Origin of the sequence: Leptothoe kymatousa TAU-MAC 1615, assembly GCF_018739865.1 — a bacterium.
GTDB classification, from domain to species: domain Bacteria; phylum Cyanobacteriota; class Cyanobacteriia; order Phormidesmidales; family Phormidesmidaceae; genus Leptothoe; species Leptothoe kymatousa.
On sequence record NZ_JADOER010000016.1, the window covers coordinates 71,522 to 95,214 of the forward strand.

22 protein-coding genes are annotated in these 23,693 nt (G+C 49.3%); 10 read left to right on the forward strand and 12 right to left on the reverse strand.

The window, feature by feature from the left end:
- Nucleotides 1-127: 127 nt before the first annotated feature.
- Nucleotides 128-1,024 carry a hypothetical protein gene (locus tag IXB28_RS16075; protein ID WP_215619622.1) on the reverse strand — a complete coding sequence of 299 codons (897 nt, stop codon included), beginning with the start codon at nucleotides 1,022-1,024 and terminating at the stop codon, nucleotides 128-130.
- A gap of 166 nt (nucleotides 1,025-1,190) precedes the next feature.
- Between IXB28_RS16075 and IXB28_RS16080 the strand changes: the two genes are divergently transcribed.
- Nucleotides 1,191-1,838: a peptidoglycan-binding domain-containing protein gene (locus tag IXB28_RS16080; protein ID WP_215619623.1), complete on the forward strand. Its 648-nt coding sequence runs from the start codon at nucleotides 1,191-1,193 to the stop codon at nucleotides 1,836-1,838.
- 87 nt (nucleotides 1,839-1,925) lie between these two features.
- Here the strand turns inward: IXB28_RS16080 and IXB28_RS16085 are convergent, their stop codons facing one another.
- Both IXB28_RS16085 and hisF read right to left on the reverse strand, forming a co-directional pair.
- Nucleotides 1,926-2,168, reverse strand: a complete 243-nt coding sequence (locus IXB28_RS16085; RefSeq protein ID WP_215619671.1) for a hypothetical protein — start codon at nucleotides 2,166-2,168, stop codon at nucleotides 1,926-1,928.
- 223 nt (nucleotides 2,169-2,391) lie between these two features.
- On the reverse strand, nucleotides 2,392-3,153 hold the full coding sequence (gene hisF / locus IXB28_RS16090) for an imidazole glycerol phosphate synthase subunit HisF (RefSeq protein ID WP_215619624.1): 762 nt from the start codon (nucleotides 3,151-3,153) through the stop codon (nucleotides 2,392-2,394).
- A gap of 162 nt (nucleotides 3,154-3,315) precedes the next feature.
- On the opposite strand from hisF, the gene petP reads away from it, so the two are divergent.
- The 5 genes from petP (at nucleotide 3,316) to psb35 (ending at nucleotide 8,788) form a co-directional block, all read left to right on the forward strand.
- Nucleotides 3,316-3,510, forward strand: a complete 195-nt coding sequence (gene petP, locus IXB28_RS16095; protein ID WP_407659219.1) for a cytochrome b6f subunit PetP — start codon at nucleotides 3,316-3,318, stop codon at nucleotides 3,508-3,510.
- Between the two features lie 113 nt (nucleotides 3,511-3,623).
- Nucleotides 3,624-4,712 (forward strand): Get3/ArsA fold putative tail anchor-mediating ATPase NosAFP, encoded by a 1,089-nt coding sequence (locus IXB28_RS16100; protein ID WP_215619626.1) that lies wholly within the window; start codon nucleotides 3,624-3,626, stop codon nucleotides 4,710-4,712.
- A gap of 123 nt (nucleotides 4,713-4,835) precedes the next feature.
- A complete protein-coding gene (gene chlG / locus IXB28_RS16105) occupies nucleotides 4,836-5,849 on the forward strand; it encodes a chlorophyll synthase ChlG (RefSeq protein WP_215619627.1) in 1,014 nt (337 codons plus the stop codon).
- Nucleotides 5,850-6,004: 155 nt separating this feature from the next.
- Nucleotides 6,005-8,410: a transglycosylase domain-containing protein gene (locus IXB28_RS16110; protein WP_215619628.1), complete on the forward strand. Its 2,406-nt coding sequence runs from the start codon at nucleotides 6,005-6,007 to the stop codon at nucleotides 8,408-8,410.
- Nucleotides 8,411-8,572: 162 nt separating this feature from the next.
- Nucleotides 8,573-8,788 (forward strand): photosystem II assembly protein Psb35, encoded by a 216-nt coding sequence (gene psb35 / locus IXB28_RS16115; protein ID WP_215619629.1) that lies wholly within the window; start codon nucleotides 8,573-8,575, stop codon nucleotides 8,786-8,788.
- Nucleotides 8,789-8,790: 2 nt separating this feature from the next.
- Here psb35 and IXB28_RS16120 read toward each other — a convergent pair whose 3' ends face one another.
- From IXB28_RS16120 to IXB28_RS16140, 5 genes are all read right to left on the reverse strand, one after another.
- A complete protein-coding gene (locus tag IXB28_RS16120) occupies nucleotides 8,791-8,991 on the reverse strand; it encodes a hypothetical protein (RefSeq protein WP_215619630.1) in 201 nt (66 codons plus the stop codon).
- A 204-nt stretch (nucleotides 8,992-9,195) separates the two neighbouring features.
- Nucleotides 9,196-9,993 (reverse strand): ABC transporter permease, encoded by a 798-nt coding sequence (locus tag IXB28_RS16125; RefSeq protein ID WP_215619631.1) that lies wholly within the window; start codon nucleotides 9,991-9,993, stop codon nucleotides 9,196-9,198.
- Nucleotides 9,990-10,898, reverse strand: a complete 909-nt coding sequence (locus IXB28_RS16130) for an ABC transporter permease (protein ID WP_215619632.1) — start codon at nucleotides 10,896-10,898, stop codon at nucleotides 9,990-9,992. Before IXB28_RS16130 ends, IXB28_RS16125 begins: the two co-directional genes overlap by 4 nt.
- 6 nt (nucleotides 10,899-10,904) lie before the next feature.
- Nucleotides 10,905-12,059 (reverse strand): ABC transporter substrate-binding protein, encoded by a 1,155-nt coding sequence (locus tag IXB28_RS16135; RefSeq protein WP_215619633.1) that lies wholly within the window; start codon nucleotides 12,057-12,059, stop codon nucleotides 10,905-10,907.
- A gap of 127 nt (nucleotides 12,060-12,186) precedes the next feature.
- A complete protein-coding gene (locus tag IXB28_RS16140; protein WP_215619634.1) occupies nucleotides 12,187-13,308 on the reverse strand; it encodes an ABC transporter ATP-binding protein in 1,122 nt (373 codons plus the stop codon).
- 311 nt (nucleotides 13,309-13,619) lie between these two features.
- Here IXB28_RS16140 and mrdA point away from each other — a divergent pair, with 311 nt between their 5' ends.
- Nucleotides 13,620-15,449, forward strand: a complete 1,830-nt coding sequence (gene mrdA, locus IXB28_RS16145) for a penicillin-binding protein 2 (RefSeq protein ID WP_215619635.1) — start codon at nucleotides 13,620-13,622, stop codon at nucleotides 15,447-15,449.
- A gap of 44 nt (nucleotides 15,450-15,493) precedes the next feature.
- Here mrdA and pheT read toward each other — a convergent pair whose 3' ends face one another.
- Nucleotides 15,494-17,917: a phenylalanine--tRNA ligase subunit beta gene (gene pheT / locus IXB28_RS16150; protein WP_215619636.1), complete on the reverse strand. Its 2,424-nt coding sequence runs from the start codon at nucleotides 17,915-17,917 to the stop codon at nucleotides 15,494-15,496.
- A gap of 537 nt (nucleotides 17,918-18,454) precedes the next feature.
- Here pheT and IXB28_RS16155 point away from each other — a divergent pair.
- Complete coding sequence (locus IXB28_RS16155) at nucleotides 18,455-20,065, forward strand: serine/threonine-protein kinase (protein ID WP_215619637.1); 1,611 nt, start codon at nucleotides 18,455-18,457, stop codon at nucleotides 20,063-20,065.
- A gap of 91 nt (nucleotides 20,066-20,156) precedes the next feature.
- Entirely contained in the window at nucleotides 20,157-20,366 is a 210-nt protein-coding gene (locus IXB28_RS16160) for a hypothetical protein (protein WP_215619638.1), read from the forward strand.
- A gap of 43 nt (nucleotides 20,367-20,409) precedes the next feature.
- On the opposite strand, the gene IXB28_RS16165 is transcribed toward IXB28_RS16160, so the two are convergent.
- A complete protein-coding gene (locus IXB28_RS16165; RefSeq protein ID WP_215619639.1) occupies nucleotides 20,410-21,045 on the reverse strand; it encodes a tetratricopeptide repeat protein in 636 nt (211 codons plus the stop codon).
- Nucleotides 21,046-21,616: 571 nt separating this feature from the next.
- On the opposite strand from IXB28_RS16165, the gene IXB28_RS16170 reads away from it, so the two are divergent.
- Nucleotides 21,617-22,081, forward strand: coding sequence for a hypothetical protein (locus IXB28_RS16170; protein ID WP_215619640.1), 465 nt, complete (start codon nucleotides 21,617-21,619; stop codon nucleotides 22,079-22,081).
- 208 nt (nucleotides 22,082-22,289) lie between these two features.
- Here the strand turns inward: IXB28_RS16170 and IXB28_RS16175 are convergent, their stop codons facing one another.
- Complete coding sequence (locus IXB28_RS16175) at nucleotides 22,290-22,427, reverse strand: photosystem II reaction center protein K (protein WP_215619641.1); 138 nt, start codon at nucleotides 22,425-22,427, stop codon at nucleotides 22,290-22,292.
- 91 nt (nucleotides 22,428-22,518) lie between these two features.
- Entirely contained in the window at nucleotides 22,519-23,643 is a 1,125-nt protein-coding gene (tgt, locus tag IXB28_RS16180; protein WP_215619642.1) for a tRNA guanosine(34) transglycosylase Tgt, read from the reverse strand.
- Between the last annotated feature and the right edge of the window lie 50 nt (nucleotides 23,644-23,693).

Genomic DNA, 23,693 nt, shown 5'->3' on the forward strand with positions numbered 1-23,693 from the left:
AGAAAAGATACAACCACCGTGCAAACTTATCCCATAGGTAACCTCAATAGGTAAAACAGTATTTTCAGATGCAGAGTGTAATTAACCCTTATTATAGCCAGCTACTTTTAAGTAATCTGTCTGCAGCCTAGAAATCTAGGGCAAATGCCCCAAAACAGTCAGCGTTATTGGCAACCCCCGCCCAGGCTCGATATAAGTTATCAGCTTCAGCAACCAAGTTCTGCATCGTATGAGAGGGCAAGGCCAACAGCCATGGATGCGGCAGCACCTGTGGGCCGCCCCAAGCCCCAAGCAAAGCACCCACTAGTGAAGGTGTCAGCGGCGTTAAGGGTTGCGTGGATAATGCCAAAGCTAAATTTTCTCGATAGCGCAAACAGTGCTGAGCGGCTAACATCACAGACGACAAAGGGCCACTCTGCAACGAATTGTCGCCATTATCCATACTGGGCAATGGATCGCATAAATAGGCAAGCAATTGAGACATCTGCTGATTGATGAGTTCGGCAGGATAGGTAGCACATTGCTGCTGAAGATATTCATAGAGCCGACTATTGGCCCTAGAAACGTCAGGCGAAGATTGCATAAACCACTCCAAACAATCGCCCAATATATATAGTGCTTGGATGCTATGTAAGGCATCTGACGTTAGGGCATCGTCCGTGACCTGTTGATAAACCGCCGCTATCGCCTGATGGCGCTGTTGATGATTATCGTGGCTAGATAGAAGCCAGCGTAGGACTGACCCAAATTCTTTATTCCACCCTTGTGAAACCATCGCAGTGGTTAGCTGGGCTACGCCACAACGCACAGGATAGTGAGCTGATGGAGCAATGCCCCCCTGTGCTTCGGCAGCTTGCTGACAAGGATTGGGTTGCGGATGTGGGGGATGATTGGATCGTTCAAGCTGATTGGATACCTGATTTAGAGCGATCGCAACATTCTGAGGATCAGTAAAATCAGGATTACGATTGGCCAGATGAGCGCCTAAGAGGCTACCCAAAAACTTGTCTGCTGTGGAAAGCATCAGCATGATTGAACGGGTTTTCAATATCAGCGGTCATAAACTTACATTGATAATGGCTACAAATATCAATTTATATGGACGCATCAGACAGGCTGTGCCATCTTTATGATTGACTTTGGTGAGATTTAAATGTGCTCACACAACGTACATATGGTGACTTGATCACATGAAACATTGGGGCTTGTATAGGATTGCGATCGCAACATTAATAGCGGCTATGGGACTCCCAGGGCTACAGCAACATGCTGTAGCGTTATCCCTCAAACAAACCCAAGCCGTCAATTCAGAAGACAAACTACAGACAACCTTGCGACCGGGTGCTGTAGGCTCTAGCGTCAAAGACATACAAGCCATACTGTCCCTAATGGGCTACTACACTGGGCCCATAAATGGCACCTATGATCAATCGACGATAGCAGCCGTGCAACAATTGCAAACCGAAATAGGCCTCACGGCCGATGGCATCGTTGGCCCCGTCACATGGCAACGGATTTTACCGAGTCCGACTATCTTAAATCAACCGATTCAACCAGCTACCCAACCAGAAACCGAAAATACGGCTGAACCAGCACCCAATATAGAGACCACGCCGATCGAAACAGCCGGCAACCCACCAATGCTTCGACTGGAAGACAGGGGCACAGATGTTCAGCGCCTACAAAATAAGCTAAAAGGACTTAACTTCTACTCTGGCCCAATAGATGGCGTTTTTGGGGAACAGACAGAAGCAGCAGTTGCCGATTTTCAGCGACAATTTGGGTTAGAAGTGGATGGCATTGTGGGCGCAGCAACCTGGCAAAGACTACTGCAATAAGCAAAGGAAATGTCCAATGAAATTGCAAACCTCGTACCCTACCCAAAGGAATCGAGGGCAGCATCTAAGCAAACATTGACGCCACCACTAGTCATCAAGCAATAAGGTAGCCATATCGACAGACATCAACCCAGACTCAGTCGACGCAATATCGTCTAACACTAGAAACTCTGAAAAATTTTGATCCTGGAATAAGAGCTCACTTTGATGAACGTAGAACATATAATCACTCATCAAAAAGTAGACACCTACCATAGCAGCGGCGGCCGAGGCCACCAGAAACCCTGCAAGCATTAAAGAAAATTCTTGGCTAGCAAGAGCCCTATCCATAAGACGAAGGGCCCAGACAACTAAACCAGTTACGATGGCTATAATTAGGAGCGTCATCGATAGATTAAAAGGTAGGCCTTAATATATTGCGACTATACTTTTACATATTGTAACAGCGCTCTCATGAAAGCGCTTGTTATTTGGAAATATTTTATAGCGGGTGAATTATGGAATGCCCTGCACCGTCTGAAATCCGACAATGAAACGTATCATTGCCCTAAAATCAAGGCCTAATGGGAATATGATGCTGGGTGAGATGGGCTTTAATTTCTGCAACTGTTAGTTGCCCATAGTGCAGCAATGATGCTAATAAGGCTGCTTCTGCTTGACCATCCGTCAAAGCCTCACGAATATGATCGCAGGTGCCCGCACCTCCCGATGCAATCACAGGAACATCCACAGCCCCAGCGATGGCTCGAGTCAGTTGTAGGTCATATCCCGCTTGAGTCCCATCCGCATCCATGCTTGTGATCAGTAACTCCCCTGCACCACGAGCAACGACATCTTTAGCCCACGTCACCGCATCTAAGCCGGTATTTTCACGACCGCCGCGGACAAATACATCCCATCCAGATTCATCAGCGCGCCGCTTAGCATCAATTGCCACCACAATGCATTGACTGCCAAACCGAGAGCTTGCAGATTGAATAAATTCAGGGTTACGCACCGCGCCTGAATTGATGCTCACCTTATCGGCCCCAGCCCGCAGCAACTGCTTGATTGTGTCTAGGGAATTCACACCACCACCAACAGTCAGTGGAATAAAGACTTGCTCTGCTGTGCGATACACCACATCAAAAATGATATTGCGGTCTTCGTGAGTGGCAGTGATATCTAAAAATACAAGTTCATCGGCACCTGCCTCGTTATAGGCCTGGGCCAGTTCTACTGGATCCCCAGCATCCTTGAGCTCTACAAAATTCACCCCTTTTACAACACGACCCGCTTTAACATCCAAACAGGGCAAAATTCGCTTAGCCAACATGGGGGGATTTCTTTATAGGAGGAGGGATGACTGACATAGTGCCAGCAATAGTTTTGCAGGATAGCTTACAAAGGGCAAGACACTGATAAACTGAGGGTTAGTTTTAATTCTTAAATATTCGTCAAGCTTAATATTCGGAGAGGAGGGTCTTAGAGCATGGCTTTGGATATCGGACAAAAGGTGAAGGTGGTAAGAGTCAAGGATCGGGTGTCTGATAGTGTTGCCAAGCGTCTAGGACAGCAAGGCACCGTTACGCAGTTCAAGATGGTAGACGGCAGCGGTGTTGGTGTTGTTGTAGAATTTCCAGATCAATTCTCTAGCTGGTTTTTTGAAGATGAGCTCAAGGTAACTGCATAGTTACGAGTTCAATCTGTTCAATCATTTGATATGGTTTGGGGCACCTCATCTGGGTGCCCTTTGTTTAGATAGATGTTCGTCATAGACGGCACATAAGTTTTTAAGAGTGACTGATGGCGTTGATTCTTACATTCCTTGGCAAGGGGGGCAGTGGACGCTCTACCTGCGCGATCGCAACGGCTAAAAAGCTAGCGAACCAGGGGCAGCGAGTACTTTTAGTGACAGAGGATGCCGGTCCTGGCTTTGGCCTCCTGTTGGGCAATGAGCTATCCAATACGCCAACAGCCATCGACGCAAATCTATGGGCGATGCAGCTGCAGTTCACACAACTGTTAGAGCAAAACTGGGACCAGCTGAAGCAATTTGAAGCCCAATATCTTAGGGACCCATTTTTTAAAGATATGTATGGCCAAGAGCTGAGTGTATTACCCGGCATGGACCAAGCTCTTACCCTAAATGCCTTGAGAGAATTTGATGCCAGCGGTGACTATGATGTGATTGTGCATGATGGCCCCGGCGATCAGGCTAGCTTACGGATGTGGGGCATGCCAGCCGGCATTGACTGGTATTTTCGCCGGTTTAAACAAGTCTTCCAATCGTCACAGTTTTCCAAGGCAATCATGCCGTTCGTCCAACCGGTGGCGGGAGCTATTTTAAGCGGTGGTCTATCCGGAGATATGTTTGACCATCCTGAAATAAAGCAAAGTACAAATGTCATTACCCAAGGAATTGCCGCTGTTAAAGAACCCATGAGGGTTAGGGCTTATTTGGTGACCAACGACGATACTATTGCGATCGCTACCGCGCGTTACCTTTGGGGTGCTGCCCAGCAAATTGAAATGACGGTCGCCGGCGTCCTCTTCAATCGAGGCACCAATCCCCCCGCAGAATTTGAACCGTTACCCATATATAACCTGCCAACGGCAGAGGGTTGGACATCTCTGGTGGAGGCCATGCCCGCCGACTACATGGCGACACCCTCAGCACCAGCCCCAGTTGATGTGGACGTCAGCACTGGCACCGTGCGCTTGTTTTTACCCAGTTTTGACAAAAAACAAATCCAGCTCACCCAATATGGCCCAGAGGTTACCATCGAAGCTGGCGACCAACGTCGCAATTTAACACTACCTGCACCCCTAAAAGGGCGTTCAGTCACGGGTGCCAAATTTCAATCAGGGTATTTGATCCTGTCCTTCAATTAGGATTCGTCACCTTACGATTCAGAATTATGATCTGATCTGAAAAACCATAATGCAGCTTTTACCAAGCGTTTCATTCTCGCAGGCAACAGAACATTTTCGTCAGCTACCCTACTGTTCAAATTCATGACTGCCAATCCCGAGCCAGTTAAACCTAACCCCACCGATACCCAGGGTCAATCGGAGGGCTCTAAAGCACGCCAACTGCTAGGCATGAAAGGGGCTGCCGATGGCGAAACATCCATCTGGAAAATTCGCCTCCAGCTGATGAAGCCCATCACCTGGATTCCTCTCATATGGGGAGTTCTGTGTGGTGCCGCATCATCTGGACACTTTGAATGGACTCTAGAACATGTCATGGCGTCCTTAGCCTGCATGCTAATGGCGGGGCCGCTGCTCACAGGCTATACCCAAACCATTAATGATTACTACGATCGAGAACTCGATGCCATTAATGAGCCCTATCGACCGATTCCATCTGGCGCTATCAGTCTAGGCCAGGTGCAGGTACAGATTTGGGTGCTACTCCTCGGTGGGATTGCCGTCTCCTACGGTCTCGATCAGTGGGCCAACCACGCTTTCCCCATACTGACTGCCCTAGCTCTAGGCGGCTCATTTGTTTCCTATATCTATTCCGCACCTCCGTTGAAACTGAAACAAAATGGATGGCTCGGAAATTATGCCTTGGGTGCCAGCTACATTGCCCTACCTTGGTGGGCGGGTCATGCCCTGTTTGGCGAACTGAATGCAACGGTTATTTTCCTCACCCTGCTCTACAGCATGGCGGGGTTAGGCATTGCAGTTGTGAATGACTTCAAGAGTGTTGAAGGGGATAAGGCCTTGGGCCTGAAATCGTTGCCCGTGATGTTTGGCATTGGTACCGCAGCCTGGATTTGCGTATTAATGATTGACATTTTTCAGGCTGGTATGGCTGGTTATTTGATCGCCATACACAAAAATATCTACGCTGTTCTGCTGATCCTGATGATCATTCCACAAATTACATTTCAAGACATGTACTTTTTACGTGACCCATTAGCTAACGACGTCAAGTATCAGGCAAGTGCCCAGCCATTTTTGGTTCTGGGTATGTTGATCTTGGGTCTGGCCCTGGGACATACCGAGTATTTGGTGGGTTAGGGCAGATTCTGCTAGCCTTTTTTAAGGCATACCAGGATATGTAAAGCCTGACGTTGGACAACATTAGGTGCAGGTGCTGAGCAACAAAGCAAATTAATGCGTGCTGATTAAGTCAACCATTTCAAGAAAAATGGGTTAGATAGGGTTTCTTTAACGTGGCTAATTGGATTGGTAAAATCAAAAACGATGGTGCTGATAAGCGGTTAACTGCAGCTATTGCGGAACTGAAACAGCAGAAAACACCGAAACCACTTTACAGAAGCATTTTATTTTGGCTCACTCTGCTGGTGGGGGCTGGCATTGCAGGTAGCGCAACCCGTGGCTATCGCTTTTGGCAAGAAGCCAATGCCAATCTGCCGGATGTTTCCAATGCATTAACGTTTGAGCGCACAGGCACCATCACCATCAAGGCAGACGATGGCAGCGTTCTGCAAAAAATTGGCCCAGCGACCCAAGAATATTTGGAATACGATGACATTCCAGATACCTTAGTCCAGGGATTTATCGCCTCAGAAGATCGACGCTTCTACGATCACGGAGGCATTGACTATAAAGGGATTGCCCGAGCGGTTTATTCCAACGTAAGAAATCGCGATTTGGTAGAAGGTGCCAGTACCATCACCCAGCAGGTTGCTCGCATCATCTTTTTAGATCAAGATCGCAGCTTTCAGCGGAAGTTTCGAGAAGCTCTGCTGGCACAAAAATTAGAAAAAGAGCTTGGCAAGGAAAAAATCCTGGAGCGCTATCTAAACCTTGTGTATCTTGGCGCAGGAGCCTATGGCGTTGCTGATGCGGCCTGGATTTATTTTGGCAAAGCGGTTGAAGAGTTAACGGTTGCGGAAATAGCCCTGATTGCGGGCATGGCTCCAGCACCCAGTGTTTATTCTCCGTTAGTGGATGAAGATGCGGCGAGAGAGCAACGAGATAAGGTCGTTAGCCGCATGTTGGAGAATGGGGTCATTTCCCAAGCCCAGGCAACAACGGCATATCGAAGTGATGTTGCCACCACCCCCAACGAACCTAAGTTTCTCTATAGTGAGTTCCCTTACTTCACTATCTATGTGCAGAAAAAGCTGCCTGAGCTAATTTCTCAGGATGCGATTGAAGCGGGGGGCCTAATTGTAGAAACGAGTCTCGAACCAAAATGGCAACGATCTGCTGAAACAACTCTAGAGGAAGTTTTAGAAGAGTATGGTCGCTGGCAACGATTTGAACAGGGCTCTATTGTGGCTCTGAATCCAAAAACCGGCCAAATTCATGCCATGGTAGGGGGCACTGACTTTGAAGAAAGTCAGTTTAATCGGGTCACCCAGGCACAACGACAACCAGGGTCCACTTTCAAAGCATTTGTATACAGTGCAGCGATCGCAAGTGGCCTATCTCCCTACAAAGGCTATGTCGACGCTCGCTATGTGGTCGATGGCTATGAACCAAAAAACTATGGTGGCAAGTTCAGTGGCAATGTTGAACTGAGGCGGGCACTGTCCTCTTCCATCAATATTGTGGCCGTCAAGGTGCTGGTGGAAGTTGGTTTTGAACCCGTTATTGAACTAGCGAAACGCATGGGCATCAAATCAGATTTGCTGCCCGCCTACTCCTTAGCTCTGGGTTCTTCCGAAGTAAACCTGCTAGAAATCACCAATGCCTATGGTGCGATCGCAGCGGAAGGCAAACATGTAGACGCCCATGGGATTACGCGCATCACTAATCGCAGCGGCAAAGTGCTCTACGAATTTAGCGATGAACCAGAACAAGCAATCGATCAAGATTCAGCCGCTATTATGGCCTGGATGATGCGCAGTGTTGTAGAAGGCGGCACCGGCAGCAATGCTTATATCAGCGGCCGACAAATTGCGGGCAAAACAGGCACCTCCGAAAAAAATAGGGACCTTTGGTTTATTGGCTTTACCCCCGATTTAGTCGTCGGTGTGTGGTTTGGTAACGACGATAGTAGCCCTACCCGTGGAGCCAGCAGCACCGCAGCCTATGCTTGGCGCAAGTTTGTAGAACAATTTATTGAAGATTTACCGGTGGAAAAATTCCCTGAACTCCCTCGCCTATCAGGGAGAGAGGGCTCCATCGAAGCCAAACCAGTCAAACCAGGTAAAGTCATTGCCGAAAAAGCTGGCAGCAGCCGACGTTCTTCCGACAGCGCCCCACGACAATCAGCCCCCGAACCAGCGCCTCAGCCTCGACGGGCAGAAGAGCCAGCCCCCCAACCGCGTGCAGATCCAGCGCCTCGCAGAAGTACGCCACCGCCCGTTAGGCAAGAACCCGTAACCCCCGCTCCGGCTCCGACTCCCACCTCCCCCGCTCCGGCTCCCATACCGGCAGAACCGGCGCCGGAGCCTATATTTGCCGATCCTCCAGCGCCAGCCGCTCCGAGCGAACCGGTGGCTCCGGCTCCCCCCGTCGCGGCACCAGCACCCATCGAGCCGGCTCCCGTATTCGAACCCGCCCCGGCACCACCGGCACCCGCGCCCGCACCACCCGCGCCCATCGCACCGGCACCCGCGCCGGCCGCACCCGCACCGGTAGATGCAGATGTCTCGGCAGAGTGATAGGTAGACCACTAAAATAAATAAAGCGCTGTTGCCGATTGGACTGATGATGTAGCGTAACGACTGTGCCATCCGGCAACTGCTCGAACTCAGCATCAGCCCTTAGCTTGGCAACGGTCAAACTCAGGAGCGTATTGGAATTAGAAAGGGATAAGCCTCTTTATGGCAATTGTTTTAGGTGAAGTGGGTGCATCAGGCATTCCCATGTACTACTTTCAGTTAGTGTACGTGGTGGGATTTATTGCAGCAGTCGTAATTGGGTCATTGGCCTGGTACAACTCAAAAAGACCGCCGGGCTGGGAAGATGTAGCGCGCCCTGATATGGTGCCTGATGTCAAAACCGAAGACGAAGAACAACAATCTACTGATCAGGAATAGCGTTAGTCCACGACTCTGAGGCGACCATGGGTGATCGCCTCAAAAATTTTATTGACCTGCGCCTGCTCATCACTATTCAGCTGAGCTTTATTGAGCAAAGATGCCATCAGCATGCGTTGGTTTGCCCGAGTAATACGACGACATCTCAAAATATTACTCATCAGACTCTCTAAGGATTGAGTCTTTGGGGTGGGATTTAGCATGACATTTACTCCAGGACTACAGGAAACTTAGTGGTCAGCCATAAAGTTCATTGAAGAGATCTTTTATGTCTACTCTTACTATGCGTTGTATATCAAGCGTTCACCGTGATTACCAGGCTAAAAAAATGTGATCAGCCGCACGTTCAACCGTGATTTCACTAGTTTTCTCAGAAAGAATATTTGTCAGGGTTGAAATCAAGCAATTCACACCCGCTCGCTTTTATGGCGAAAGTATTCAGCAAATGCCGCAATCAGCCCTGAACCCAAGATCAGCAGCACACTTAACGCATTGATATCAGGTTTAATTCCAGTTTTAACGCGACTAAAAATTTCAATGGGCAACGGATTCGCACCACCCGCCGTAAAGCTCGAAATCAATAGATCGTCCATACTCAAAACAAACGCCAACAAGCACCCTGAAACAATGGCAGGGGCCAGTTGAGGAATTAATACTTTGAGCAGTGCCTGGGTGGGTGTAGCCCCTAAATCTAGGGCCGCTTCTTCTAAATTTGGATCTAATCCTTGGAGGCGACTAGACACAACGATGGCAATGTAAGCCAAACAAAACACCATATGGGCCGCAATTGCAGTCCATAAACTCAAGGGAATAGCAACGGAAGCCAGGAAAACAAGGGTAGCTACTGCGATCGCAATATCTGGAATAATCAGCGGTAGATAAGAAATGCCCACATACAAAGATTTACCCAGAAACCGGTATTTAGAAAGTCCCACCGCCATCAAAGTACCTAGCACAGAGGAGATGGCCACCGCACAAATGGCGATTTTAAGACTATCTCCCAAGGCCAAAAATAAACGTTCATCCCCCATCAGCTTCTGATACCAGGTGAGGCTAAAACCTTTCCAAATCGCACCGTACCGAGACTGATTAAAGCTGTATATTCCCAAAATCAAAATCGGGATATACATAAACCCATACATCAGCAGGGTAAATATGCCTTGCCACGAAAAACGCAGGTTACCTTTAGACGCCACAGGTTTCATGAATACATCTCAGGGTTGCGGTCTCCATATTTGAGTAACAGTGAGATCGCAGCACTCACCATCAAAATCAACACCATACTCAACGCTGAACCAAACCCCCAATTACGAGCTACACCCAAAAATTGGTTATAAATTAATCGCGAAATAGTCATACTGCTCGGGCCACCTAGCAATGTGGGCACCACAAAATCTCCCAAGCTGGTCACAAACACCAGAAGACCACCCGCCGCAATCCCCGGAAACGTTTGAGGCACCGTCACTCGCCAAAAAGCAACACGGGGGTTTGCCCCCAAATCCGCCGCAGCTTCCAGCAAACTCAGATCCAATCGCTCTAGGGAAGCGTATAGAATCAGCACCATATAGGGCAAGAAACTATAGGTCATGCCGATATACACCGCCCAGGGAGTATTCATCAAAGACTGCGTGGGTAGCCCCAAGGTACTTAAAACCAGGTTAATCACCCCAGACGGACGCAACAGCGTAATCCACGCATAGGTACGCAATAAGGACGATGTCCACAGGGGGAGAATAAACAGAACTAACAGCAAGTTACGCCAACGCTTAGGAGCCATGAGTGCTAGCCAATAGGCCACTGGAAACCCAAGCAACAGACACAACAATGTAGTGCCTGTTGCAAATGTGGCGGAGCGCTTAAGTACCTGTAAATATGTGGGCTCTAAAATTCTGAGATAGTTGAGCAAGCCATAGCCCAGGATAGGCTGCCCTGGTTTTAGACCCGGGACAAAACTCAATTCCCCAATCAATATCGTGGGCAAGACCATTAACAAAAATAGCCATAACCCTGCTGGCCCTAATAGACCCAATGGCCTCAGACTGGACTTAAATCCCTGATAAATGGTCGATAGATTGATAGCGCGGCCCTCTGGTCTCAGTCCTCCCTCCATGATGTTTTAGGCACTGGTTACCTTGGTCCAATACTCGTCATACAGAGCGTTGGCATCCCCCACGGGCGCAATGCCCTCACACTTAGCCAGCAAGTCTTCAGGGGGGAAGAGATTTTTGTTATCTAACAGTTCTTTAGACAGCATGGACATCGCTTCACCATTGGGCGTTGCAAAGAACAACCGCTCAACTGTTTCCTGAGAAACCTTAGGCTGCAAGTTAAAATTCATCCACTCATAGGCCGCATCCACATTGGGTGCCGAGGTAGGAATCACCATGGTGTCAGTCCAAACCGAGGACCCACTCGCTGGAATGACATACTTAAACTTAGGATTTTCGAGACTAACTGGAATGCCCTCTACGGAATAGACCATGGACATCAGCAGATCTCCACTCAACAATTCATCTTGCCAACCAAAGGACTTAAAGGATGCCAGTGCGGGTTTCAGGTCTAACAGTTTTTTATACGCTTCTTCTAACTGCGCAGGTTCAGTAGCATTGTACGAATAGCCTAGGGAGCTGAGCACCGCCCCCATAGTCTCTCGAACATCATCCAGCATGGTCAATTTGCGCGACAATACATCCCGATTTTCCCAAAGATAGTTCCAATCCTCAGGGGGAGTAGTCAGCACCTCAGAATTGTAGAGAAGCCCCGTGGTGCCCCAACTAAACGCAACGCTATGGCTACTATCCGGATCGTAGACGGGACTTTGCCACTTCTCAAGAATCTTGTCTAAACCAACGAGGCGAGACTTATCCAGCTCGGTCAACATCCCAAGACCAATCATCTCAGTGACCATGTAGTCCGAAGGATAAATCAGACTGTAGTTGGCACCACCACCGGCCTGCATTTTAGCCAGCATGGTTTCGTTCGAATCATAAACGTCAATTTTGACATCTATGCCGGTAGCTTCTGTAAACTGTGCCGCCAGTTCATCGTCTGTATAGTCGGCCCAGGTGTAAATGTGTAGCACACCATCTCCCGCAGCTCCAGATGAGGGTGCTGCAGCTGTCGTTTCTGATGCTGCTGTATCAACGTTGCCAACGGTACGTCGACAGTTGGATAAACCCACACCAGCTAGCACAGCAGCAGATCCCTGCAAAAAGCGACGGCGGGAAGTACGTGAAAGCAAAGATGAATTATGGGATAGTCGGCGGGGCACAGTCTTTCTCCTCTAGGCAGACACCATTGATAGTTTGAAACCACTCTTTGACCTTAGGTCATTGGGTAATTGCAATTTGTTCATGTAGACCCATATTTGCCGTGATCAGACAAAATATGGATTTTCTCTAATGTGGAGCTAGGACCTGACAATCGGATGCTGCCCAAGCGACATACACAGCAGATCCAGCTTTATATGGCATGTGGTTGGGCTGTAAAACACGCAACCGCTCACCTGTGGTTAATTCAATAATGCACTGAATGTGGGGGCCTGTATACAATGTGTGCTGGACTTTTCCGACATAACAGTTCTCATAGCGAGACGTTAGGCCATGCTCTGTTTGAGGGCTCAGATAAATTTTCTCAGGGCGAATACTGACATTTAGCCCATGGGCATCAATGGCTGAGGGTTCCTGCACTGGCAGCATCACCTCTAGCCCACTGGCAGTGGTCAGGAGAGACGCAGTATCAGTACTTTTGCAGTGGCCGGAGAGTAAATTGGTATCGCCAATAAAATCTGCAACAAACGCCGTGGTGGGACGCTCATAGATCTCACTGGGGGTGCCCACCTGCTCAATCCGACCATCCTTCATCACCGCAATACGATCCGACAGGGAAAGGGCTTCTTCTTGATCGTGGGTGACCATGATGAAGGTAATGCCCAAGCGCTGATGTAGATTGGATAGCTCCACTTGCATCTGCTTGCGCAACTTTAAGTCCAAAGCGCCTAAAGGTTCGTCTAGTAACATCACCGCCGGACGATTTACCAAGGCACGGGCTAGGGCCACCCGCTGCTTTTGTCCCCCCGATAGCTGGCTCGGATAGCGCTTGGCAAAGCTTTCCATTTGTACCAATTTCAAAGCTTCTCCCACACGCTGGCGCAGGTCCAGCTTGGAAACTTTTTTGATTTTCAGGCCAAAGGCTACGTTATCCCACACGCTCATGTGATTAAACAGGGCATAGCTTTGAAAAACGGTATTGACGGAGCGATGGTGAGCTGGAACACCGCCCATGGACTGCTGTTGAATGTGCAATTCCCCAGACGTGGGCGTCTCGAACCCGGCTATCATCCTCAGAGTCGTGGTTTTACCGCAACCAGAGGGGCCCAAAATACTAAAAAATTCCCCTTGGCGGATTTGGAGATTCAGCCCTTGAACAACTGTTTCTTCCCCAAAGGTTTTGACCACATCTTTAAGTTCCACATCCAATGTCGTGGTGACATTTGCAGGCGGAGAAATGGTTGGAGCCATAGGATGCAACCCCTGTGCATGGTTCATTGGCACTATTTTACGGTTAGCAGTTGCAAATCCCAATCAATTGGATTGGAACTTGTAGCCTCCATGGGCATAAGGAGAGACTAACGGGTCCGGAATGACTATAAAGTGCCCATTTTGTCAGGATGGGTAGATTTTTCCAGGGAAAAGGTTAGCCGAAGACCAGGGGACAGAACGCTGCTGGAATTGAGCTGGAAGGGCTAAACTGGTCACAGCTCAGGGCAACACATGGCCCAGTCTACAGTTTTAGTTATCTTCAAGTTCTAGATTTTCGCTCACCGTCACCTATGGCCTTTCTTCAGTATTCTTCATCGGCAAAGGTTGAAAAAAAAGGCGGACGAACTGTTGGCCGACAGTATCAATCGGTGATCATGATGATTTTTCTCTCGCTAATTATGCTGGGGGGCATCGGTAGCCGATTGTTTTACTTGCAGTTGGTTGAGGGCGATCGCAACCGCAAGCTAGCTGAGGAAAATCGCATCCTATTGCTGCCCCGCAGACCCGCACGCGGCACAGTGTTTGATCGCAATGGCAAAATTCTGGCCGGTAGTCGCCTCTCCCACTCGGTATCGATTTGGCCCATTGCCTTACCCGAAGACAAACGGGGTGCCGTGGTGCAACGTTTATCCCAACTGCTGGAAATACCGGAAGCTGAAATTCAACAGCGGATTGAATCGGCTGGCTATGAATCTACCCAGTCTATTGCGATCGCACGGGGTCTAAGCCCAGCCCAAACCACGGCCCTAGCAGAATATGCCTCCGTGCTGCCGGGGGTACGGGTGGAAGCAGAAGCGATTCGCAACTATCCCAACGGTGATTTGGCCGCCCACGTCATCGGCTACACCGGCGAAATCAACGAAGAAGAATTTGATCGCTTTTCGGAAGAGGGCCAAGACTATCGCCTAGGGGACATTATCGGCAAAATGGGAGCCGAAAAATCCTTTGAATCGTTACTCCGAGGCGCATGGGGCGGCCAGCAAGTTGAAGTGGACAGCGCCGGCAATGTCCTGAGGATTATGGGGGAAAAAACACCCGAATCCGGCCAAAACATTCGGCTTACGTTGGATCTAGAACTGCAAAAAGTTGCAGAAAAAGCCCTAGGGGACAAAATTGGTGCCATTGTCGCCATGGACCCCAACGATGGGGCAATTCTCGCCATGGTCAGCCGCCCCACCTTTGACCCGAACCTTTTCTCCACTCGCATTACCCAGGCCCAGTGGGAGCAGCTCAACAGCCGGGGCAATCCCTTTTTGAACCGCGCCCTCCAGGCCTATCCTCCCGCCAGCACCTTCAAGATCATCACCACCACCGCTGGCATCGAATCAGGCACCTTTGCCGCCAATACAGTCTTACAGACGTTTCCCAACATTAACGCTGGCGGCATTTTATTCTGGGATTGGAATAATGCTGGCTTTGGCCCATTGGGCTTTGATGGCGCTTTGCAATGGAGTAGCGACACATTTTTCTACCAGGTGGGGATGCGCATGGGCCATGAGCCCTTAATTCACTGGATGCGCAAATATGGCCTGGGCAAAAAAACCGGCATTGAATTAGTCACCGAAGAATCTCCTGGGCTAGTCCCCGATGAAGCCTGGAAACAAAAAATCTTTGAAGAAGAATGGTATCTGGGGGACACCATCAACATGACCATTGGCCAGGGATACATGCAGGTGACCCCACTACAAACAGCCGTGATGTTTGCTGTTGCTGCCAATGATGGCTATCGAGTTACCCCCCATCTGTTGTTGGATAATGCTGAATCCAAACAATGGAAGACGCCCATAGACATGCAGCCACGCACCCTGGAAATCATTCAACGGGGGCTGCGCAAGGTGGTAACCAGCGGTACTGGTACCCGGCTGAACGTGCCCACCATTCCAACGCCGGCTGGCAAAAGTGGCACTGCCGAGGCGCCTCCCTACGAAAACCACACCTGGTTTGGAGCCTATGCGCCGTTTGAGAAACCCGAAATTTTAGTGGTGGCTTTTGGCGAACATTCTGGCGGTGGCGGCGGCTCCTTTGCCGCCCCCATGGTGCAACAGGTGCTAGAAGCCTACTTTAAGGAAAACAAACGTCAAAAAGGTCCCAAACTGCCCGCTAAGCAGTCGGCTGGTTAAACCGGTTACGTTTAGGGGCCTAGCAGGCTGGGCCCTTAAAAAATTTAGCTACGTAGGCTAACTTTGAACTTTTTCTCGAGGGCTGCGCGAATTTTGTCTTGCAGCGGATCAATGTCTTGATCGGTTAGGGTGCGATCGCTAGCTCGGTAGAACATGCGAAAGGCGAGGCTGCGCTGACCGTCGGGCACCCCCTTCCCTTTATATTCATCAAACAGGGTGACCGTTTCTAGCAACTGCCCCCCGGTGCGGGCGATCAGCTTTTCGAGATCGGCAACCGACACCTCAACCGGGGCATAGAACGCAATGTCACGATCGGAGCCTGGATAGGTGGAATAGCCCTTGAATTTGGGAGCGCGGAAACGATCGCTCACCAAACAGGTTGCGATCGCGTCCCAGTTCAACTCAAAAACATAGACCTCGTCGGGTAAATCCCGCTCTTGGCGCAGTCGGGGATGGAGCTGCCCAAAGGTTCCTAAACGAGTGCGGCCACGTACCCATAAAGACGCCGTCCGCCCTGGATGCAAACGCTCATCCTCACTATCGGGGCGGTAATCTACCTCTAACCCCACCTGCCGCAGCACGGTTTCTAAAATGCCCTTGGCCTCGTACCAGGTCATGGGCGCCGTGGTGCCACTCCATTGGCCTTGGGCCGCATTGCCACCCAAAATTCCACCCACACGCTCGTACTCCTTCAGGGCACCATCTTCATTGGCAAACACATGGCCCATTTCAAACGCATTCAGAGCTCCATTACCTTGCTCCAAGTTGAACTGAAACGCGTCGATCAGCCCTGACAACAAATCAGAACGCAGCGCCGAATACTCAGTAAAGAGTGGATTTTCTAACACCACGCGCTGGGGAGCTGGGTTTGTGAGGGAGTAGTGTAAGGCCTCAGTTAACCCGGCTCCGCGAAAAGCCGCTCGCAGCTGCCGCACCAAAGCCGCTTCGGGCGATAAACGACCGCGCGATGTCTGCTGGGGCAGGGTACTGGTGAAGCGGTTGTAGCCAAACAGCCGCGCAACTTCTTCGATCAAATCGATTTCCCGCTCTAGGTCACGATACCGATAGGCCGGCACCGTGACCGTCCACGTATCCTCACCCTCAGGCTTTAAATGACAGCCCAAACGAGTCAGCGTATCTTCTACATCAGCGGCACTCAGCGCCCGCACCGCAACATCTTCGGCAATATAGCCCCCTAAAATCTGCTGGACTTTTGCAAGGCGCAAACTGACATTGCGAGTGGGCGTAATCTTACCAATATCAGTCCGCTCATCTTGCTGATGCATCACCTTGGCATCCGCCAACTCCACCATCAGTTGAATGGCACGATTGGACGCCAACTCCAGCTCAGCTGGATTCACACCGCGTTCGTAACGGGCCGAAGCCTCTGTGCGCAATCCCTGACTGCGCGCCGAACGACGAATCGCCGCCGCATCAAAGAAAGCCGCTTCTAAAAAGACATTTTGGGTGGCGCTATGCACCTCAGACTCTTCCCCACCCATCACACCCGCCAAGGCGACCGGAGCATCATTGGCCGTAATCACCAAGGTTTGATCCTTGAGCTTACGTTCTTGGGAATCAAGCGTTTTTAAGGTTTCGTTGGCTTGGCCAAAGCGCACACCGACGGTGGTGTCCTTGCCCTGGGTCAGGCGGTCGAGATCAAACGCGTGCAGCGGCTGGCCCCATTCCAACAAAACATAGTTAGTAATGTCCACCACATTATTAATAGACCGCGTCCCCGCAGCATCGAGTCGTTGCTGCAGCCAATCAGGAGACGGACCAATTTTGACATCCTTCAGCACCGTACCGATGTAAATGGGACAGGCCTTAGGCTCTGACAGCGCGATCTCAACTTGCGATTGAGAACTAGTAGGAGCCTTCAGATCTTCGATGGGCAACTTTAGCTCAGCCCCTGTAATCGCCGCCAGTTCACGGGCAATCCCCACCATACTTAAAGCATCGGCGCGGTTCGCCGTAGATGATAGGTCTAGCACCGTATCATCCAAACCCAGCAGCGGTCGTACATCTTGACCCACGGTCAAATTTGGCTGCTCAAAAATATGAATTCCGTCCGACTCTTTGGCTAAGCCTAGCTCCGAAAGGGAGCAGATCATACCCGCAGATGGCACCCCACGAAGCTTACGGGGTTTTATTTTTAAGTCCACCTGGGGCAAATAGGTATTCACCTTCGCCACCGCGACGTAAATGTCCGCACGCACATTGGCCGCACCACAGACAATTGTGGAAGCGTCAGCTTCGCCAATATCTACCGTACAAACACTCAGCTTGTCAGCGTCCGGATGGGGTTGGCGATCCGTTACCTTCCCAACGACCACACCATCCGCCCAAGTCTGGCGGTCTTCAATATCTTCAACTTCAAACCCCGCCATGGTGAGGGCATCGCCAATGGCCTCAGGTGTTAACTGTGGATCAACAAATTCTTTTAGCCAGCTGACAGAAATGCGCATGGAGCTTGAAGTAAGTGAGGACGTGGGCTGTAATAAACCCAAATATTCTACCGTTGAAGTCCCGTTTTACACGGACCGTTTCAGGGCACATTGATGCCCATGGCGTTCCCCTAAATTATCCTGAACTCACTTCCGAGATCTTTAAAGAAAATCAGTTCACAATTGCGCCTAGCCACTTGAAGGATTGGATAAGATAATAGGAATAATAAAATCAAGGGCGTGTCTACCACGACAGTTGGCCTAGCCAAGTACCATAGCAATCACTTAATAAGTTTCCATATAGGCTTAAATGAAAGGATTTATTAAGGATAGAAGTGCATAAAATTAAGCTACTGGAAGAAACGTACCCATTCCATTACTCATGACTGATGAATAGAAATTGCTGTGTAATTAGAAATTACTGGAGCAAGTCTCAAGCAATTTCATATTTATGGGTTGGTATTAAAGGGTTAATTCCTTGCCCAGCTTTTTGAGATGTCGTGCCATAGTTAATCGTAGCCCCAGCCATAGAGATATGGGCATGGTGGCTAAAGCTAGATGACCTACTGCATCAATTCAGAGTGTCCTAATCCAAAAAATCCAGCCGCAGCCAGGGAATGTCTTGCCTGTGGCTCTGAGCTGTTGTTGCGCGATCGGTATCGTGTTAGCGGTACCTTGGGCCAAGGTGGCTTTGGAACTACATTTCTAGCCCATGATGAAGGGTTACCTGGCTGTCCCCCCTGCGTTATTAAACAGCTGCGGCCAACGGCGGAAGCGCCCCACATCATGCAAATGGCCCGAGATTTATTTGCTCGGGAAGCAAAAATTCTAGGCAAAATTGGCAATCACCCTCAACTCCCCAGGCTGTTAGATTATTTCGAAGCTCGCACAGATTTCTTTCTCGTCCAAGAGTATATTCACGGCGCTACCTTACAAAAAGAAGTAAAAACCCGTGGCGCCTTTAGTGAAGCTGGAGTCAAACAGTTTTTAAGTGAAATACTGCCAGTGATGCAGTACATTCATCGCAATCAAGTCATCCACCGAGATATTAAGCCGGCCAACCTGATTCGTCGCGATGCCGACAAGCAGCTGGTGCTGATTGACTTCGGAGCCGTTAAAGACAAAGTTAATCCCGTAAAAGCCAGTGAAGAATCTGGCCATACGGCCTTAACCGCCTATGCGGTGGGCACCCCCGGCTATGCGCCCCCCGAACAAATGGCTATGCGGCCAGTGTATGCCAGTGACATCTATGCCATCGGCGTGACGTGCCTATACTTGCTCACAGCCAAGTCCCCGAAGGAAATGTCCTACGATCCTCAAACAGGTGAAATCCTCTGGCAAGAGCATGTGCAAGTCAGCGAGCACTTTGCCGGGGTACTCAGCCAAATGCTCGAAATTTCGGTACGCCATCGCTATAGCTCAGCCGATGCGATCCTAAGGGATCTGGACCTGGAGCCATATCTAGATAGCCTGGCTCAAAATATGGCCATTCCGACGGCGACCCCAAAAGACAATGACCCCATTAGTCAACCGAACCTAAACAGCGACGAAGCCGCGACCATCCTCGGCCTCGATGATTCCCAAGCTGGGGGATCGCCTTCCGCTCGCATGGCTGCAGCTATTCGGGCCCGTCGCGAGCGTCAAAACACAAAACCGTCTCCCGTCTCCCCTCGACGATCCTCTAGCAATTTGCTGTCGAGCAACTCCAGCCAATCTGGTCCCTTCTCTGGACAGGGGAAAAAGATTACCCCAGAAGCTGTGCAACGCGCTTATGAGCGAGGCCACCGGGACTTTTCCTTACAGCCCCTGGCCAAACTGAATTTACAGAAAATTAATTTAAGCGGTGCCAGCTTTGCCAGTGCCCAGCTTAACGATTGCAACTTACAATCCGCTGATTTAAGCAACGTTAACCTGACCAAAGCAGACCTACGCCAGTGCAATTTGAAAAATGCCAAGCTATCTAACGCTTACATGGGTGAGGCGAACCTCGAAAATAGTGATTTGCGCGGTGCCAATTTAAATCGAAGCAACCTCGTAGGGGCTAATTTACGCGGTGCCAATCTGTGTGGAGCAGATCTAACGGGAGCAAACCTAACCGAAGCCCAGCTATCTACCACCAAAACCAACTGGTCTACCATCTATCCCAATGGTCGCCGTGGCCTACGCTAAAGATCTCTCGGATTTCGCCCTGGACAGCACCGATTTTTCCTGAGCCGCGTTAGTATAGCAAAGGTGTTTTTTGTGACAGTCTGTAAATTTTATGTTTCTCGATGAACTAACACCCATTGTGCAAGAAATTTTAGGTCAGCCAGGCGCATTCCTCGGTGGATTTACATCGGCTTTGTTAAAGCTCAACCTTGGTGACGACCCAGTAAAAAGCTGGTTGGAAAACCAAGGGGCTAGTGCTCCTAACCAGGACGACAGTGATGATAGTTCGGGCAAAGGGCCCCAGACTATTTCGATTGACTAGTGGTCTAGAAAGACTAATCCGATTTTTTAGCGTTGTCGCCGCACTACCCTAGAAGTTCATGCATCCAAACTTCCAGCTTGGCTGCAAGGGCTGAATTAGGGGATTGGGTCAGTAATGCTAACGAACGTTCGTAATCACCAATGGCACAGTTCCAATGGCCGTCTAGGTGATAAGTTCGCCCACGTTCTGCATATACATGGGCCTTTAAACTCCCAAAAAATAGAGCTAGGTCAAAGCACGTAATCGCGTCGTCATAGAGTTTGAGATTTCTCAGCAGAATCCCTTGCTCCAGACGGGCCATTAGGTTGCATGGGTTTAAATTAATCGCACAGTCGTAGTCAGAGATCGCGGCATGCCAATACCCCATGATTGCGTTGCACTTGGCTCGACTACTATAAATTTCATCTCCACTGGGATTGAGCCGTAGAGCTTGGCTGTAATCGCCCAGCGCTTGGGACCATTGATGACAATGGTAATAAATTAATCCTCGATGGCTGTAATAGTCTGCATTACTAGGTTCTTGCGCAATGAGGTAGTTGAGCAAGCGTAGCCCTTGACCATAGTTTTTGGCTTTAATAGCTATGTGAACGTTTTGATGTAAACGTTTCTTAGTTGCCAGGGTCATCTGCTGTCCTGAATGATTTACCTGGTCTGTTTTAATCGTGGATAAGATTGACATCGGAAGGGTTACTCCCTACAACAGGTCAAAGAAATTTATTAAGAAGGGTCAACTATTTGGATAGGGTTTTGTAGATTGTGACGATGTTGGGCAAAACCATGGGGGTGCAAATTATGCTGAGAATTGAAAATTCCCCATATTCATCAGCACACCTCCGGCGTAGAGCCCTCAATAAGCGCAGTTACAACAACACTATTAGTAGAATGGTTGCATAGCGGTTATTTTTATCTCAACCGCAAAAGAACGGAGTTCAGACTGGACAGACTTTGATACAGCCAGTTTTGACCGTAAATTTACCCAGATAAGCTCCCAATCGATACAATCTCTAATTTTTTGGAGAATAGATAGCTTTTTCTAATCAGCAAGCGTCAGCATTTTGAACTCTGCAATTCCAAAAGCAGCGGCCATTGCTATAGCTATCAATACTTCTCCACCATGTGGAACCACCATAGGTTGCTGAAAGTTAACACTCGTGGGGTTTTATAACGTATTTGTTGATGTTGCTGTGGGTCTAGCGGAAGAGGGTTAGGATGATGGGCGATACAGTACGCAATTTTCTTGCGGGACGTCCATGAGTTTATCTTCTATGCCAACTGCACTTTCAGATAACGACTATGTCATTGTTGGTTTAGCCCACTGCTTTACAAAGCAAGACGGAAATGTCGTACCAGTTAAGATTTTGGAACCCATTCCTTCAGCCTACTTTGAAGCACTGCTTAAGGGAGTACCGACGTCCTACAAAGCACTATATGGCCTGAAGTTGGGAGAGATCGTACAGGATGCTCAACCGATCAAGCCATCTTCAAATATCGCCACTGACGATGATGTAGCATTCTGTGAAAGTTTTGCGGAGCGGGCAAAAGCCGCTGCGAGAACTTATCAAAGTCGAGAAGATTTACAAAAGTCGGTTCCTTACGGCCAAAGCTATGAAGGAGTAAATTTTTCCACTGAAAAGAAACGGATCTTGAATTCTACTCATCAGGTAACGGCAGAAGATAATGTCAAGCAGCATAAATATACCCATATGACGCTTTGACCCATGGGGCAGTATCTTCGAGGCCAAACACAGCTACTGCGTTGAAAAGAATAAAGAAGCGCGGCAATTATATAATTGCCGCGCTTCTTTATTAATTGATGAAATTGATAACTCTGGAAAAACTTGCAGGCTCATTATGTTTTTGGTGCGATCGCAGGCAACCGACCAAAACCAATGAGCTAACAACTAAACCCTTGAACAATGAACTCTAACGGAAGCCAACAGAGGCCTGCCAAACAAATGCGAGCAACAAAAAGAAGACAGGCAAAATAGGCAAAATATCTACCAAGGGCGCAAATGCTTGGTAAGCTTCGGGGAGTTTAGCTAACAGTAGGACCGCGTCCATGAAAACCTCTCTACGTTGGCGACAGTTTGCTTAATAATTGACTCACATCCTAACATGCCGTGGTAACAGGCCAGCTTTATTAACAATTGGCTTAGGCGTCTGTTGTAGAGGGTTCCAGCCATTTTTCAAACTGAGTCACAAACTGATTTTGTAAAATTGCTTTACGAATAGCCTGGGTAAATCTAATTAACTCCGTGATGTTGTGAATAGACAACAGCGTATATGCCAGCAGCTCATGGGCATGGATGAGATGGCACAAATAAGCACGGGTAAAGGTTTGACACGTATAACAGGGACAGGTTTCATCCAGGGGCGTCAGATCTCGTCGAAACTTTTGATTTTTTAAATTCCAGCGTTCGCCCTGCACCAAAGCCGCACCATGGCGGGCTAGGCGGGTCGGAATAACACAATCAAACAGATCCATGCCAGCTGCGATCGCTTGGGCCATTTCCCGATAGGTGCCCACCCCCATCAGATAACGGGGTTTATCCAGGGGCAATAGCGGTGTTGTCGCTTGCACAATTTTTTCAATCAGTTCCGGTGGTTCGCCCACACTCACCCCGCCAATGGCATAGCCAGGTAAATCAAGTTGCACTAATTGCTCGGCCGCTTGCCGACGCAGATCTAAATGCACCCCACCTTGAACAATGCCAAATAACGCCTGATCACTACGCTGATGGGCGTCAATACACCGCTTGAGCCAACGATAGGTACGATCGGTTGCCGCTTCCACAGCCTCTCGGTCAGCTGGATAGGGGGGGCATTCATCAAAGGCCATGATCACATCTGCCCCCAGATGATTTTGAATACGAATAGAATCCTCTGGCCCCATGTTAATCACCCGGCCATCCCGGGGAGAACGGAAGGTAACCCCCGATTCTGCGATGGTCCGAATTTTACTGAGGCTAAATACCTGAAACCCACCAGAATCAGTCAAGATGGGGCCATCCCATCCCATAAATCGATGCAAACCACCGGCGGCGGCCACCAGATCTTCGCCAGGTTGCAAATGTAAATGATAGGTATTCGCTAAAACCATTTGGGCACCAGCATCATGCAGCTGGGCTGGTGTCACGGTTTTAACATTGGCCAGGGTGCCCACGGGCATAAATCGTGGCGTATGCACAGGACCATGGGGCGTATGAAAGGTCCCGGCCCTTGCTTGCGTATGGGAACAGGACGCCTGACATTCAAAGGAAAATTGGGGGGTAGCCAACGGTTAGCGCAATCCTATGTAGCTGTTGTCTAGCAACCGTACTAGATTAA